At 71.7% G+C, this 14,495-nt stretch carries 13 protein-coding genes; 3 read left to right on the top strand and 10 right to left on the bottom strand.

The features are described from left to right. Window positions 1-635: 635 nt before the first annotated feature. Window positions 636-1,664, top strand: a complete 1,029-nt coding sequence (trpS, locus tag ACFZCP_RS33065; protein ID WP_391434540.1) for a tryptophan--tRNA ligase — start codon at window positions 636-638, stop codon at window positions 1,662-1,664. A gap of 88 nt (window positions 1,665-1,752) precedes the next feature. On the opposite strand, the gene proC is transcribed toward trpS, so the two are convergent. From proC to ACFZCP_RS33035, 6 genes are all read right to left on the bottom strand, one after another. After that, on the bottom strand, window positions 1,753-2,565 hold the full coding sequence (gene proC / locus ACFZCP_RS33060) for a pyrroline-5-carboxylate reductase (protein ID WP_391434538.1): 813 nt from the start codon (window positions 2,563-2,565) through the stop codon (window positions 1,753-1,755). Between the two features lie 62 nt (window positions 2,566-2,627). Beyond that, window positions 2,628-3,413 (bottom strand): ABC transporter permease, encoded by a 786-nt coding sequence (locus ACFZCP_RS33055; RefSeq protein ID WP_391434534.1) that lies wholly within the window; start codon window positions 3,411-3,413, stop codon window positions 2,628-2,630. After that, complete coding sequence (locus ACFZCP_RS33050) at window positions 3,410-4,279, bottom strand: ATP-binding cassette domain-containing protein (protein ID WP_391434530.1); 870 nt, start codon at window positions 4,277-4,279, stop codon at window positions 3,410-3,412. The genes ACFZCP_RS33055 and ACFZCP_RS33050 overlap by 4 nt, the downstream gene beginning before the upstream one ends. A 139-nt stretch (window positions 4,280-4,418) precedes the next feature. Next, window positions 4,419-5,225, bottom strand: coding sequence for a methyltransferase domain-containing protein (locus ACFZCP_RS33045; RefSeq protein ID WP_391434526.1), 807 nt, complete (start codon window positions 5,223-5,225; stop codon window positions 4,419-4,421). Window positions 5,226-5,369: 144 nt separating this feature from the next. Further along, a complete protein-coding gene (locus ACFZCP_RS33040) occupies window positions 5,370-5,894 on the bottom strand; it encodes an EamA/RhaT family transporter (RefSeq protein WP_391434523.1) in 525 nt (174 codons plus the stop codon). A 43-nt stretch (window positions 5,895-5,937) separates the two neighbouring features. Then, on the bottom strand, window positions 5,938-6,261 hold the full coding sequence (locus ACFZCP_RS33035) for an SH3 domain-containing protein (protein WP_391434521.1): 324 nt from the start codon (window positions 6,259-6,261) through the stop codon (window positions 5,938-5,940). Between the two features lie 182 nt (window positions 6,262-6,443). On the opposite strand from ACFZCP_RS33035, the gene ACFZCP_RS33030 reads away from it, so the two are divergent. Then, window positions 6,444-8,663, top strand: coding sequence for a PQQ-binding-like beta-propeller repeat protein (locus ACFZCP_RS33030; protein WP_391434518.1), 2,220 nt, complete (start codon window positions 6,444-6,446; stop codon window positions 8,661-8,663). A gap of 143 nt (window positions 8,664-8,806) precedes the next feature. Here ACFZCP_RS33030 and ilvD read toward each other — a convergent pair whose 3' ends face one another. The 4 genes from ilvD to ACFZCP_RS33010 form a co-directional block, all read right to left on the bottom strand. Further along, entirely contained in the window at window positions 8,807-10,660 is a 1,854-nt protein-coding gene (gene ilvD / locus ACFZCP_RS33025) for a dihydroxy-acid dehydratase (RefSeq protein WP_391434515.1), read from the bottom strand. 216 nt (window positions 10,661-10,876) lie between these two features. Continuing rightward, entirely contained in the window at window positions 10,877-11,482 is a 606-nt protein-coding gene (locus tag ACFZCP_RS33020; RefSeq protein WP_391434512.1) for a TetR family transcriptional regulator, read from the bottom strand. Further along, window positions 11,479-12,300: a TIM barrel protein gene (locus tag ACFZCP_RS33015; protein WP_391434509.1), complete on the bottom strand. Its 822-nt coding sequence runs from the start codon at window positions 12,298-12,300 to the stop codon at window positions 11,479-11,481. Before ACFZCP_RS33015 ends, ACFZCP_RS33020 begins: the two co-directional genes overlap by 4 nt. A gap of 338 nt (window positions 12,301-12,638) precedes the next feature. Next, on the bottom strand, window positions 12,639-13,571 hold the full coding sequence (locus ACFZCP_RS33010; protein ID WP_391434505.1) for a Ppx/GppA family phosphatase: 933 nt from the start codon (window positions 13,569-13,571) through the stop codon (window positions 12,639-12,641). A gap of 71 nt (window positions 13,572-13,642) precedes the next feature. On the opposite strand from ACFZCP_RS33010, the gene ACFZCP_RS33005 reads away from it, so the two are divergent. After that, complete coding sequence (locus ACFZCP_RS33005) at window positions 13,643-14,482, top strand: hypothetical protein (protein ID WP_391434502.1); 840 nt, start codon at window positions 13,643-13,645, stop codon at window positions 14,480-14,482. The last annotated feature ends 13 nt before the right edge of the window (window positions 14,483-14,495 follow it).

Below are 14,495 nucleotides of genomic sequence, written 5' to 3'. Positions count from 1 at the left end.
TCGCTTCCTTTGTACTCACCCTCTCGGGCTTTCCTCCGGGCTTCCCTTCGGTGTTTCCGACTCTATCAGATCTTTTCTCGATCCGATTTCCTCGGCGCTTTCCAGGTTCTCGCTCTCGCGTTTCCCTTTCCGGCGGTTCCGACTCTATCAGATCCTTTCGGCGTCCGATCCCCGGTCGGCGGGGTTTGTCTTCGCGGCTTTTGGGCCGTTCCGACGAGTGAGACTTTAGCGGATTCCTGGCTCCCGAGCTAATCGGGGCTGCATCCTTTCGGACGCGGATTCCTCATTTCGTCATACGCACACCAAAGCAATCGACGCCGAAACGTCGAGGCGTGGGTGGTACTCGGAATGGTTGTCCGGGGACCGACCGGAGTCGGCGCTCACGTCGGACAACCCGGAGAACATTACGTACCGGGGTGAGGTGTGTCAACCCTTGCCCTGGGAGCACTCCGGAGGCGTAATCTGTCGGCCATGACCACGCGTACGTGTAGCCAGCTCTGGTGGGCCGCCTGACGGCGGCCGTGCTCACGTATGCAACCAACGGCCGCCGCCTCGGCGGCCGTTCGTGTATCTCCTCCAGTACTCCGGGGGTGGCGGCCGCAGAGCGGCGGTCCCGATCAGGAGGTGGAGTGGAGATGACGCGGGTCTTCAGCGGGATCCAGCCGACCGGGCACCTGACCCTGGGCAACTACCTGGGAGCCATGCGGTGCTGGGCCGAGACGGACCAGCACCGGGCTGACGCGCTGTTCTGCGTCGTGGATCTGCACGCACTGACCGTGGACCACGATCCGGCACGGGTGCGCAGGCTCAGTCGGCAGACGGCGACGTTGATGCTGGCGGCCGGGCTCGATCCCGAAGTGTGCACCGTGTTCCTGCAGAGCCATGTCGACGAGCACACGAGGCTCTCGTACCTGCTGGAGTGCGTGGCGACCGACGGGGAGATGCGTCGGATGATCCAGTACAAGGAGAAGGCCGCCCGGGTGAGGGAGCGCGGCGGGAGCGTGCGGCTGTCGTTGCTGACGTATCCGGTGCTGATGGCGGCGGACATCCTGGGGTACGGCGCGGAGGAAGTGCCGGTCGGGGACGACCAGGTACAGCATGTCGAGCTGGCGCGGGATCTGGCGGTGCGGTTCAACCAGCGCTACGGGTACACGTTCGTGGTGCCGAGGGCGACGCGTCCGGGGATCGCGGCACGGGTGATGAATCTGCAGAACCCGGCGTCGAAGATGGGGAAGTCGGACGACTCCGGTCTGGGCGTCGTCTATCTGCTCGACGAGCCGGACGTCGTACGGAAGAAGGTCACGCGTGCCGTCACGGACAGCGGGCGGGGCGTGGAGTACGACCGGGAGGCGCGGCCGGGCGTGGCGAATCTGCTGGAGGTCCTCGCGGCCTGCACGGACGGCGACCCGGAGGCTCTGGCCGGTGCGTACGAGTCGTACGGCGCCCTGAAGAAGGACACGGCGGAGGCGGTGGTGGAGGTTCTCCGGCCGGTGCAGGCCAGGCATCGGGAGCTGTGCGCCGATCCCGCGTATGTGGAGGGGGTGCTGCGGGAGGGGGCGGAGAAGGCCCGGGCGATTGCCCGGCCGTTCGTCGACGCCGCCTACCGGGCGATCGGGCTGCTGCCGCCGGTGGCGGAGCCCGTGCCGAGCGCCGCGGGCTCCTGAACGCCGTTCGCCGGCCGCGGGGCGGCGGGGTGACCCGCCGCCCTCGGGGGCGCGAGGGGGAGCAGTCCCCTCCGGGGCGAGGTGGGGATCAGTCCTTCTTGCCGGAGGCGAGTTCGCGGCTGCGGTCGCGGGCGGCCTCCAGCGCGGCGATCAGGGCGGCGCGGACTCCGTGGTTCTCCAGTTCGCGGATCGCGTTGATCGTCGTACCGGCCGGGGAGGTGACGTTCTCGCGGAGCCTGACGGGGTGCTCGCCGCTGTCGCGGAGCATCACGGCGGCGCCGATGGCGGACTGGACGATGAGGTCGTGGGCCTTGTCGCGGGGCAGGCCGAGCAGGATGCCTGCGTCGGTCATCGCCTCGACCAGGTAGAAGAAGTACGCCGGGCCGGAGCCGGAGAGGGCGGTGCAGGCGTCCTGCTGGTTCTCCGGGACGCGGAGGGTCTTGCCGACTCCTCCGAAGATCTCCTCGGTGTGGGCGAGGTGCGCCTCGGTGGCGTGGCTGCCGGCCGAGATGACGGACATCGCCTCGTCGACGAGGGCGGGGGTGTTGGTCATGACGCGCACGACCGGGGTGCCCGCGGCCAGGCGCTCCTCGAAGAAGGACGTGGGGATGCCGGCGGCTCCGCTGATGATCAGGCGGTCGGCGGGAATGTGCGGGGCGAGTTCGTCCAGGAGGGCGCCCATGTCCTGCGGCTTGACCGTGAGGATCAGGGTGTCGGCGGTCTTGGCGGCCTCGGTGTTGCTGACGGGGTTGACGCCGTAGCGGGTGCGGAGCTCTTCGGCCCGTTCGGGCCGGCGGGCCGTGACCAGGAGGTCGGCGGGGGCCCAGCCGGCCCGGATCATTCCGCTGAGCAGGGCTTCGCCGATCTTGCCGGTGCCGAGGACTGCGACTTTCTGGCTCATGCGGTTCAGTTTCGCACCGGTGCCCAGGGGGCGGCCGGAGCGTCCGGGTGGCGGAACGGGCCCTATGCCGTACGCCGTCGCAGCGTCGCCGCCCCCAGCCCGAGGACGAGCACGGCGCAGCCGGCCACGATCAGGACGTCGCGGACGAAGGTCGCGGTCATGTCGGTGTGGTGGAGGACCTCGTTCATGCCGTCGACGGCGTACGACATCGGCAGGACGTCGGAGACGGCCGTGAGGACGGGGTGCATCTCGGAGCGGGGAGTGAACAGGCCGCAGAGGAGGAGCTGGGGGAAGATCACCGCGGGCATGAACTGGACCGCCTGGAACTCCGAGGCCGCGAAGGCCGAGACGAAGAGTCCGAGGGCCGTGCCGAGCAGGGCGTCGAGAAGAGCGACGAGCAGGAGCAGCCAGGGCGAGCCGGTGACGTCCAGGCCGAGGACCCAGACGGCGAGGCCGGTGGCGAGGGCGGACTGGACGACGGCGAGGGCGCCGAAGGCGAGGGCGTAGCCGGCGATGAGGTCGGCCTTGCCCAGCGGCATGGCGAGCAGGCGTTCGAGGGTGCCGGAGGTGCGTTCCCGCAGGGTGGCGATGGAGGTGACCAGGAACATCGTGATCAGCGGGAAGATGCCGAGCAGGGAGGCGCCGATGTTGTCGAAGGTGTGCGGGCTGCCGTCGAAGACGTAGCGCAGCAGGACCAGCATCAGGCAGGGGACGAGGATCATCAGGGCGATGGTCCGCGGGTCGTGGCGGAGCTGGCGCAGGACGCGGGCCGCGGTGGCGGTGGTGCGGGCGGCGTTCAGCGGGCCGGTGGGCACTGCGGCGGGGGCGGCGGGCGGGGGCGTGCTCATCGGGTCGTCTCCTTGGTGCGGTCCGCGGCGGCTGCTTCGTCCACCAGGTGCAGGAAGGCGGCCTCGACGGTGTCGCTGCCGGTGCGGGTGCGCAGGGCGTCCGGGGTGTCGTCGGCGAGGATCCGGCCGTCGCGCATGAGCAGGAGGCGGTGGCAGCGCTCGGCCTCGTCCATGACGTGGGAGGAGACGAGGAGGGTGGCGCCCCGCTCGGCGGCGAGGTCGTGGAAGAGGTTCCACAGGTCGCGGCGCAGGACGGGGTCGAGGCCGACGGTCGGCTCGTCGAGGACGAGGAGTTCGGGGGAGCCGAGGAGGGCGACGGCGAGGGAGACGCGGCTGCGCTGCCCGCCGGAGAGGTTGCCGGCGAGGGCGTCGGCGTGGCTGGTGAGGTCGACGTCGGCGAGGACGCGTTCGACGTCGTTGCGGCGCTGGGCGGTGACGGAGGTCCCCTCGCGGTGGGGTCGCCTCTCGCTCGGGCGGAGCCGGGAGTGGGGAAGCCTTCGGGCGCGGGCGAGGCCGGGGTCCAGGATCGCGGCGAAGTAGTCGAGGTTCTGGCGGACGGTCAGGTCGTCGTAGACGGAGGGGGCCTGGGTGACGTAGCCGATGCGGCTGCGCAGGGCGGCGTGGCCGGCCGGGAGGCCGAGGACGTCGAGGGTGCCGGTGACCTTGGCCTGGGTGCCGACGACGGAGCGCATGAGGGTGGACTTGCCGCATCCGGAGGGGCCGAGCAGGCCGGTGATCTGGCCGCGCGGGACGGTGAAGCCGAGGTGGTGCAGGACGGTGCGGGGGCCGCGGACGACGGTGAGGTCCTCGGCGTGGACGGCGTCCGGTGCTGTGGAGCCCGGTGGATCCGGCACATAATTCATCATGCGATGAATAATCTGCCTCGGCGAGCCGGACAGTCAAGGGCGGAAGCCGGTGTTCCGTACACGGGAACGGTGGCCGGACACGAGAACGGCGGCCCGGAAGGAACCGGGCCGCCGCTGGCGCCTGTTGGCAGGTCTCGGGTCAGGGCGTGGTCGCCACGAGCACGAGCACGTCGTACGTCTCCTCGACGATGCCGTCCGGGAAGGTCTTCAGCAGGTGGTCGCGCTCCTCCTCCAGGAAAGCGGACCTGCGGTCCTCGGGGGCGACGAGGAAGGCCGAGTGGCTGCCGACGTTGGCGAGGTGGGTGTCGACGGGGACGCGGCGGCTCCAGCGGATCTTGTCGCGGCCGAAGCGGAGCCGGCCGCTGGGATCGGCCTGGTCCGTGCGGTCCGCGGCCTTGCGCGGTTCGGCGGCCGTGTTCACGCCGAAGAAGCGGTTCGCGCGGTCGGCCTGCTCGGCGATCCACTCGATGTCGGGCGCGGTGGTGTTCCACCACAGCGCCAGCGCGCCGCCGGGCCGCAGGACGCGCAGCGCCTCCGGCACCGAGCGGGCGGTGTCGGTCCAGTGCCAGGCCTGGGCGTAGGTGAGGAAGTCGGCGCGGGCGTCGGCCACGGGGAGGGCGTTGCCGTTGCCCTGCACGATCGGGATGTGCGGCAGACCGCGGCGGAACTCGGCGGCCATGCCCGCACCGGGTTCGACGGCGAGGACGTCGGCGCCGCGCTCGTGCAGCAGGGCGGTCGCGATACCGGTACCGGCGCCGACGTCCACGACCCGGGCGCCGGACAGCGACCGGCCGGCCAGTGCCTCGACGGTGTCGAAGAGGGCGGGCGGGTAGGAGGGGCGGTTCGCGGCGTACTGGGCGGCCGCGGCGTTGAAGGAGTGGGCGCGCAGTGCGTGCGCCGGCTCGGACGGATCTGGCGGCTCGGAGGAGGGCGGGGACGCGATCATGCCGCCATGGTGCGCGGGGAAGGCCCGGGGGGACAGCAGATATCCGGCCGGGCAGCGATTTTCGGACGGTGGCCTTTACGCCGGTCCCGTCGCCGATGTCGCTGGGGCAGCGGGGCTCGGACGGTGGCCCCTACGCCGGTTCCGTCACCGGCGTCGCTTCTTTCTCGCCGGGTTGCCGGTGCGGCGCAGGGTGCGGCGGGCGTACTCCTCGCCGGCCTTCTCGTACTCCGCGCGGTGCAGCTTCTCGCCCGGGGCCTCGGTGAGGGAACGGAAGAAGTAGGCGAACAGGGAGCCGACGAAGCCGATGGCCAGCAGACCGCGCAGGGAGGCCTGCCGGACCGGGTCGTGGCGCTTGCCGAAGCCCTCCCAGGTGTTGCGGAAGGCGAGCGCGCTGCAGATCGCGAACATGGCGACGATCAGCACGGTCACGAAGGCGCCGGTGTCGGCGATCCGGATGCCCTGGTAGGCGAAGCGCAGGATCAGGCAGGAGGCGACGGCGGCGGCGAGGGAGCCCGCGGCCGCGCCGACGCGGCGGGCCGGGTACCCGTTGTCGTGGTTCACCCAGGACGTGCCGAAGAAGCGAAGCGGCTCCGGGCGGGGGCCGCCGTCCTGGTCCGCGCCGTCTCTGGAGCCCGCCGGGGTGTCCGGGGTGCCGGTTTCGTCGCTCACGGGACGATTATGGCTCCGGACGGGGGCGGGCTCCCGGGCGGGGTCAGCTGCAGCGGCCCGCGACGTAGCCGTCGGTGCCCGTCTGCACGAAGGCGTCCGAGACGTACTCGCCGTTGCTGATGTTGTCCCAGATGTTCGAGGTGCCGTAGGGGCCTGCGACGGCGGTGCCCGGCGACTGGCAGTAGATGTGCACCTTGGCGCCCTCGGGCAGGACGCGGACGAGGTTGTAGTTCGTACCCGGCCCGCTGCGGACGTTCAGACTGACGCCCGGGGCGACCGAGTAGTAGCGCAAGGACTCCGTCGCGACCGCGGCCGTCCCGGCCGCCGCACCGCTGCGTTCGTCTTCTCCGACGCGCTCGACAGACATCGAGTGCCTCCCCCCGTTTGTCCCCACGAATGTCATGGGGTGTCGTTGATGCCCCTGGGACGAATCGCGAAACACCTGTGCGCGACTCGCATGCAGACGCTAGCAAGCCGCCTCTGTCTCGTACGAGTCATCGACTAGGCTCCGTGCGTCGCGCGCGCGGACGAACAGCACGGGGGTGGTCCATGACGCCACAGCGCAACACCGGAGCGGGCGCGGAAGCAGAACTTCCCGAGTACGCCGGCCAGTACCACCTGGACTCGTGTCTGGGCTCCGGCGGCATGGGCGTGGTGCATCTGGCCCGCAGCACCTCCGGACTGCGGCTCGCCGTGAAGGTCGTGCACGCCGAGTTCGCGAGGGACCCCGAGTTCAGAGGGCGCTTCCGGCAGGAGGTGGCCGCGGCCCGCCGGGTGAGCGGTGCCTTCACCGCGCCGGTCGTGGACGCCGACCCCGAGGCCGAGCGGCCCTGGATGGCCACGCTGTTCATTCCCGGTCCGACGCTCTCGGAGCATGTGAAGCAGAACGGGCCGATGCCTACGGCGCAGTTGCGTCGGCTGATGGCCGGGCTCGCCGAGGCGCTGCGCGACATCCACCGGGTGGGGGTCGTGCACCGGGATCTCAAGCCGAGCAACGTGCTGCTCGCCGAGGACGGGCCGAAGGTCATCGATTTCGGCATCTCCCGGCCCAAGGACAGTGAACTGCGCACCGAGACCGGGAAGTTGATCGGCACGCCGCCTTTCATGGCGCCCGAGCAGTTCCGGCGCCCGCGGGAGGTGGGGCCGGCGGCGGACATCTTCGCCCTCGGGTCGGTGCTGGTGCACGCCGCGACCGGGCGGGGGCCGTTCGACTCCGACAGCCCGTACGTCGTCGCCTATCAGGTGGTGCACGACGAGCCGGATCTGACCGGGGTGCCGGAGAACCTCGCGCCGCTGGTGCTGCGGTGTCTCGCCAAGGAGCCCGAGGACCGGCCCACCCCCGACGAGCTGATGCGGGAACTGCGGTCGCAGGCGGCCTCGTACGACACGCAGGCGTTCATACCCGCGCAGCGGGCGAGTGAGGACGAGCGGGGGCAGCAGGCCGGCGGCGAGCCGGCCGGGGAGCGGTCCGCCGGGCACTTTGCCGGGCCGTCCACGGGATCCGCGGGGCCGTCCGCGGAGCATTCCGCCGCGCCCGCCGTCAAGCAGTCCGCCGAGCCGTCCATGGGGTCGTCGGCCGAGCCGTCCGGCAGGCGTCGGCTCCGGGGGAAGCGGATGGCGGCCGTGGGCGCCGGGGCGCTCGGGCTGGCCGCGCTCGGTGTCCTGGTCTGCGTACAGCTGCTCGACGCAGCCCCGCACGCGTCGCGGGGCGAAAGCCCACGGACGCTGTCGACGGCCTCCGCCACCTGGGCGGCCGAACCGGTGGGGTCCGGCAAGGGCATGCCTCAGTGCTCCTACGGGGCCGGGAAGCTGCTCTGCACCCGCCCCGGTGTGGTGTTCGCCGTGTCCCCCGCCGACGGCGCCCTGATGTGGCGGCACTCCGTCGCCGCACGGACCACGAGCGCTCCGCCCCTGGTCTCCGCCGGCCTCGTGCAGCCCTTCACGAGCGGCGGGTCACGTCTGGCGGCTCTCGCTCCGGCGTCGGGCAGACAGGTCTGGGAGCGGCGCCTGCCCCCGGACACGACGATTCGTTACGCCGGCGGCACGACCCTACTCACGCGCGCCGACGGGACCGTCACCGGTGTGGACGCGGCGACCGGTTCGACCACGTGGCAGCGCCGGTTCCCCGGCCGGGGCACGCCGGCCTTTGTGTCATTCCCGGGAGACTCCTCGGCCTACGCGGCACAGACGTCCGCCGACGGCACGAGCACGCAGGTGACCGCGGTGGATCCGGACACGGGCCGGGTGCGATGGGACGTCCGGCTCGCCGGGGCGCTGAGGCCGTTCGGTGCCCAGGACGGCTCGGTGTTCTTCCAGGCCGTCGACAGCGTCTACGGGAACACCGGGGCGGTCGTCCGCTACACACCCGCCTCGAAGGAGACGCGCCGGGTGAAGCTGCCCGTCGCGCTCGACGACGCCCAGGCCGCCGTGCGGGGGCACTTCGTCTATCTCCTGGCCGCGGGCGGTTCCCTGGTCGCCGTCGACCTGGACACGCAGAAGCAGCTGTGGCGCATGGAGACCTCCGTGGTCCGCGGGTCGGCGCCCGTCACCGACGGCAGGAGGGTGTACTTCAGCTCGGGCGACGGGCGGCTCCTCGCCGTCGACGCGGCCAGGGGGAGGCTCGTCGGGCAGACCGAGGCCCGTCTCGGCAACCACTCCGGGGTCGCGGGAGCACCGCCCGCGCCGGTCGTCGTCGGCAACCGGATCTTCGCCACGGCTCCCGACGGCACCGTCTTCGCCCTCGACACACGCCGGCCGTCGTCCTGGTGACGTGCGGAAGGGGCCGCCCCGGCGAAGGGCGGCCCCTTTCCGTGGACCGGTCGACTCCCAAGGACCGGTCGACTTCCCGTGGACCGGTCGGTCGGGCTTCCCGTGGACCGGTCGGCGTCTCGTGAGCGGTCAGCCCAGCTCGGTCACGCCAGCTTGGTCACGTCGCGCACCGCGCCCTTGTCCGCGCTGGTCGCCATCGCGGCGTAGGCGCGCAGGGCGGCCGAGACCTTGCGGTCGCGGTTCCTGGGGGCGTAGGCGCCGTCGAGGGCTTCCTCGCGGCGGGCGAGTTCCGCCTCGTCGACCAGCAGCTCGATGGTGCGGTCGGGGATGTCGATGCGGATCCGGTCGCCGTCCTGGACCAGGGCGATCGTGCCGCCGGAGGCCGCCTCGGGGGACGCGTGGCCGATGGAGAGGCCGGACGTGCCGCCGGAGAAGCGTCCGTCGGTGATCAGGGCGCAGGACTTGCCCAGGCCCCGGCCCTTCAGATACGAGGTCGGGTAGAGCATCTCCTGCATGCCGGGACCGCCCTTGGGGCCCTCGTAGCGGATGACGACGACGTCGCCGTCCTTGACCTCCTGGGTGAGGATCCGCTGGACGGCCTCCTCCTGGGACTCGCAGACCACGGCCGGGCCCTCGAAGGTCCAGATGGACTCGTCGACGCCGGCCGTCTTGACCACGCAGCCGTCCACGGCCAGGTTGCCCCTGAGGACCGCGAGGCCGCCGTCCTTGGAGTAGGCGTGCTCGGCGGAGCGGATGCAGCCGCCCTCGGCGTCGTCGTCCAGCGCCTCCCAGCGCTCGGACTGGGAGAAGGCCTCGGCGGAGCGGACGCAGCCGGGGGCCGCGTGCCACAGCTCCACAGCCTCGGGGGACGGGGAGCCGCCGCGGACGTCCCAGGTCTTCAGCCAGTCGGAGAGGGAGGGGCTGTGGACCGCGTGGACGTCCTCGTTGAGGAGACCGGCGCGGTGCAGTTCGCCGAGGAGGGCGGGGATGCCGCCGGCGCGGTGCACGTCCTCCATGTAGTACGTGCGGTTCTTCGCGACGTTGGGCGCGACCTTGGCCAGGCAGGGGACGCGGCGCGAGACGGCGTCGATCTGCTCCAGTCCGAAGGGGACGCCCGCCTCCTGGGCGGCGGCCAGCAGGTGCAGGATCGTGTTCGTGGAGCCGCCCATCGCGATGTCCAGCGCCATGGCGTTCTCGAAGGCCTGGAAGGTGGCGATGTTGAGCGGCAGGGCGGTGTCGTCGTCCTGCTCGTAGTAGCGGCGGGTGAGGTCCATGACCGTGCGGGCCGCGTCGACGTAGAGCTGCTTGCGTGCGGTGTGGGTGGCGAGGACCGAGCCGTTGCCGGGCAGGGAGAGGCCGATGGCCTCGGTCAGGCAGTTCATCGAGTTGGCGGTGAACATGCCCGAACAGCTGCCGCAGGTCGGACAGGCGTTCTCCTCGATCCGGAGGATGTCCTCGTCGGAGATCTTGTCGTTGACGGCGTCGGAGATCGCGTCGACCAGGTCGAGGGTGCGGACCGTGCCGTCGACCAGCGTGGCCCGGCCGGACTCCATCGGGCCGCCGGAGACGAAGACCGTCGGGATGTTCAGGCGCAGGGCCGCCAGCAGCATGCCCGGGGTGATCTTGTCGCAGTTGGAGATGCAGACCAGGGCGTCGGCGCAGTGGGCCTCGACCATGTACTCCACGCTGTCCGCGATCAGGTCGCGGGAGGGGAGGCTGTAGAGCATGCCGCCGTGTCCCATGGCGATGCCGTCGTCGACCGCGATCGTGTTGAACTCGCGCGGGATGCCGCCGGCCTCCTTGATCGCCTCGCTGACGATCCGGCCGACGGGCTGGAGGTGGGTGTGCCCCGGCACGAACTCGGTGAAGGAGTTGGCGACCGCGATGACCGGCTTCCGGCCGATGTCCGCACCGGGTACACCGGAGGCGCGCATCAGGGCGCGGGCGCCCGCCATGTTGCGGCCGTGGGTGACTGTGCGGGACCTCAGCTCGGGCATCGTCGCTCGCTCCTTCGAAGACCTACCGCCGGAGAGGGTTCCGGCTCCTTTGAGCGTACGCCGCCCCTCCAAGGGATGGACACGGTTGTCCGGAATGCGGGACGGGTGTTTCACGGATCCGACAGGTGACGCCGCCGGGCCGGGTCACGCCGCCGTCCGGCCGCGCCGCCCTTCCCCGGTCACGCAGCTCGGGGCGGGCCGCGCGTCCCGCCCCGGTCACGGCTCCGTCAGGTGGCGCTGGACCACCGGTGCCACCCGGGTGATGATCTGTTCCAGGTCCGCCGAGGCCAGCGGCTCCAGCTTGATCACGTAGCGCATCATCGCCGTGCCCACGATCTGCGCGGCGGCCAGCTCGGCCCGCAGCTCCGCGTCCGGCAGGTCCACCTGGGCGGCGACGCGGCGCAGCAGCTGGGAGGCGACCAGGCGGCGGAAGACCGCGGCAGCGGTCTCGTTGTTCACGGCGGACCGGAGGATCGCCAGGAGGGGCGCACGGGTCGTGGGGTTGTCCCAGACGCCGAAGACGAAGCGGGTCAGCCGCTCCCCCACCCCCTCCAGCGGCCCGTCGGCCACCGCGTTCGGCGCGTCGAGCGCGGGCGCGAAGGCGACCGCGATGGCGGCCTCGAAGATCTGTTCCTTGGTGCCGAAGTAGTGGTGGACCAGTGCCGAGTCCACGTCGGCGGTCTTGGCGATCCCGCGTACGGACGTCTTGTCGTAGCCGCGTTCGGAGAACTGCTCGCGGGCCGCGGTCAGGATGCGGTCGCGGGTGTCCGCCGATTCGGTGCGCGGGGGCCGCCCCCGCCGTCGTGCCGTGGTCCCGGTCATCGCCTCGGCACCTCCACCGCATGAGCCAGGTGCCGGCGCGTGAAGGCCAGGGCCTCGGCGAGGTCGGCCTCGCGCTCGGCGCTGGACATCGCCCGCCGGGTGTTGACCTCGATGACGACATGGCCGTCGAAACCGCCGACGGAGAGACGTTCCAGCAGCTCGGCGCAGGGCTGGGTGCCGCGTCCCGGGACCAGGTGCTCGTCCTTGGCCGAGCCGCGCCCGTCGGCGAGGTGGACGTGACCGAGGCGGTCGCCCATGCGGTCGATCATGTGCAGGGCGTCGGTGCGAGCCGTCGACGTGTGGCTGAGGTCGATCGTGAAGTGCCGGTAGTCGTCCTTGGTGACGTCCCAGTCCGGGGCGTAGGCCAGCATCTCGCGGTCGCGATAGCGCCACGGGTACATGTTCTCCACGGCGAAGCGCACATCCGTCTCGTTCGCCATCCGCCAGATCCCGGCGACGAAGTCGCGGGCGTACTGCCGCTGCCACCGGAAGGGCGGGTGCACGACGACGGTGGAGGCGCCCAGCTTCTCGGCGGCCGACCGGGCCCGCTGGAGCTTGACCCAGGGGTCGGTGGACCAGACCCGCTGGGTGATCAGCAGACAGGGGGCGTGGACGGCCAGGATCGGAATGCCGTGGTAGTCGGACAGGCGGCGCAGCGCCTCGATGTCCTGGCTGACCGGGTCCGTCCACACCATGACCTCGACGCCGTCGTAGCCGAGGCGCGCGGCGATCTCGAAGGCCGTCGCCGTGGACTCCGGGTAGACGGAGGCGGTCGACAGCGCGATGCGCGCGTGCGTTGGTTCAACCACGTCCGTCACCTTACGGGGTCGAGTGGTGAGGGGGTGGGGTGCCTATTCGCCGTTGTGACGTTCGCCATTCGGGCGCCCGAGGGGTTACCGGGCGGCCGTGGGGAGCCCGCGGGGAGATGCGTGGGAGCCCCCGCGGGGAGGCGTCCGGGGGCCGGTCGTACGCGGTGCGTGGGGGCCGGTGGCGGGCGTGCGGCGGTGGCCGCACGCCCGTACGGCACCGCACCCCTGCGTGACCGACCGCCTGCAACGCGCTCGGACCGCCGTCGGACGGCCGACACTCCCCGGGTGATCGAAACCGCCGTCGGACGACCGGACACTCCCGGGGTGATCGAACCGCCGTCAGGCGACTAGGCGCTTCCCATGTGATCGAGCCGCCGCAGGATCACGCCCTCCCTCAGGGCCCACGGGCAGACCTCCAGGCTCTCCACTCCGAACAGGTCCATCGCGCCCTCGGCCACCAGCGCACCGGCCAGTATCTGGCGGGCGCGGCCCTCCGAGACCCCGGGGAGTTCGGCGCGCTGGTCCGCCGACATGCCGGACAGACGCGGGACCCAGGCCTCCAGGGACTCCCGCTTGAGTTCGCGCTGGACGTAGAGGCCGTCGGCGCTGCGGGCGGCGCCGGCGATGCGGGCCAGCTGCTTGAACGTCTTGGAGGTGGCGACCACGTGGTCGGGGGCGCCGAAGCGGCTGAATTCGCCGACGGTCCGGGCGATCTGCGCGCGCACATGGCGGCGCAGGGCGCGGACCGCGTCGGGGTCGGGCGGGTCGCCGGGCAGCCAGCCGGCGGTGAGGCGGCCGGCGCCGAGCGGCAGCGAGACGGCGGTGTCCGGCTCCTCGTCGATGCCGTAGGCGATCTCCAGGGAACCCCCGCCGATGTCCAGGACCAGCAGTTTTCCGGCGGACCAGCCGTACCAGCGGCGGACGGCGAGGAAGGTGAGCCGGGCCTCCTCCGGGCCGGTGAGGACCTGGAGGCGTACACCGGTCTGCTCCTCCACGCGCGCGAGGACCTCGTCGGCGTTGGTCGCCTCGCGCACGGCGGAGGTCGCGAACGGCAGCAGGTCCTCGACACCCTTGTCCTCGGCGGCCTGGAGCGCGTCCCGTACGACGGCGATCAGCTTCTCGACGCCGTCGTCACCGATGGCACCGCTGTCGTCGAGCAGTTGGGCGAGCCGCAGTTCGGCCTTGTGCGAATGCGCGGGCAGCGGGCGCGCGCCGGGGTGGGCGTCCACCACCAGCAGATGCACCGTGTTCGAACCCACGTCCAGGACACCGAGTCTCATATACGGAACGCTACTGCCAGATCGTCCGTGCTCGGTCCCCGCAGCGGCCCCTGGACACTTACCCTGGACAGGTGCCAAAGACGAAAAAGGCGAAGGACGACAAGGGAGCCAAGTCTTCCAAGTCCGGCAAGACGCCCACGAAGGCCCCGAAGGTGAGCGACGAGAAGGGGCTCGACTTCGCGCGCGCATGGGTGGAGTTCCCTGATCCGGCGGACGAGGAGCAGGTGTTCCGCTGCGATCTGACATGGCTGACCTCTCGCTGGAACTGCATCTTCGGCAGCGGCTGCCAGGGCATCCAGGCGGGCCGCGCGGACGACGGGTGCTGCACGCTGGGCGCGCACTTCTCCGACGAGGACGACGAGAAGCGGGTCGCCGGGCACGTGGCGCGGCTCACTCCGGAGATCTGGCAGCACCACGAGGAGGGCGCGCGGGGCGGCTGGATCTCCGAGGACGAGGACGGATCCCGGCAGACCCGGCCCTTCCAGGGCTCGTGCATCTTCCAGAACCGCCCCGGGTTCGCGGGCGGCGCGGGCTGCTCGCTGCACATCCTCGCCCTGAAGGAGGGCCGGGAGCCGCTGGAGACCAAGCCGGACGTGTGCTGGCAGCTGCCGATCCGGCGGACGTACGACTGGATCGACCGGCCGGACGACACGCGCGTGCTGCAGGTGTCGATCGGCGAGTACGACCGCCGGGGCTGGGGTCCGGGCGGCCACGACCTGCACTGGTGGTGCACGTCGGCGACCTCGGCGCACGGCGCGGGCGAGCCGGTGTACGTCTCCTACCGGGCCGAGCTGACCGAGCTGATGGGCAAGGCCGGCTACGACCGTCTCGTCGAGCTGTGCGAGCAGCGGCTGGCATCGCAGCTGCCGCTGGTGGCACCCCACCCGGCGGACCCGGAGCCGGGCCGCTGAGGTCTTCGCCGGG

The organism is Streptomyces sp. NPDC007971 (genome assembly GCF_042958635.1).
Lineage (GTDB): Bacteria > Actinomycetota > Actinomycetes > Streptomycetales > Streptomycetaceae > Streptomyces.
The sequence above is the reverse complement of the archived record's forward strand: the minus strand, read 5'-3'. Positions and strand labels throughout refer to the sequence as shown.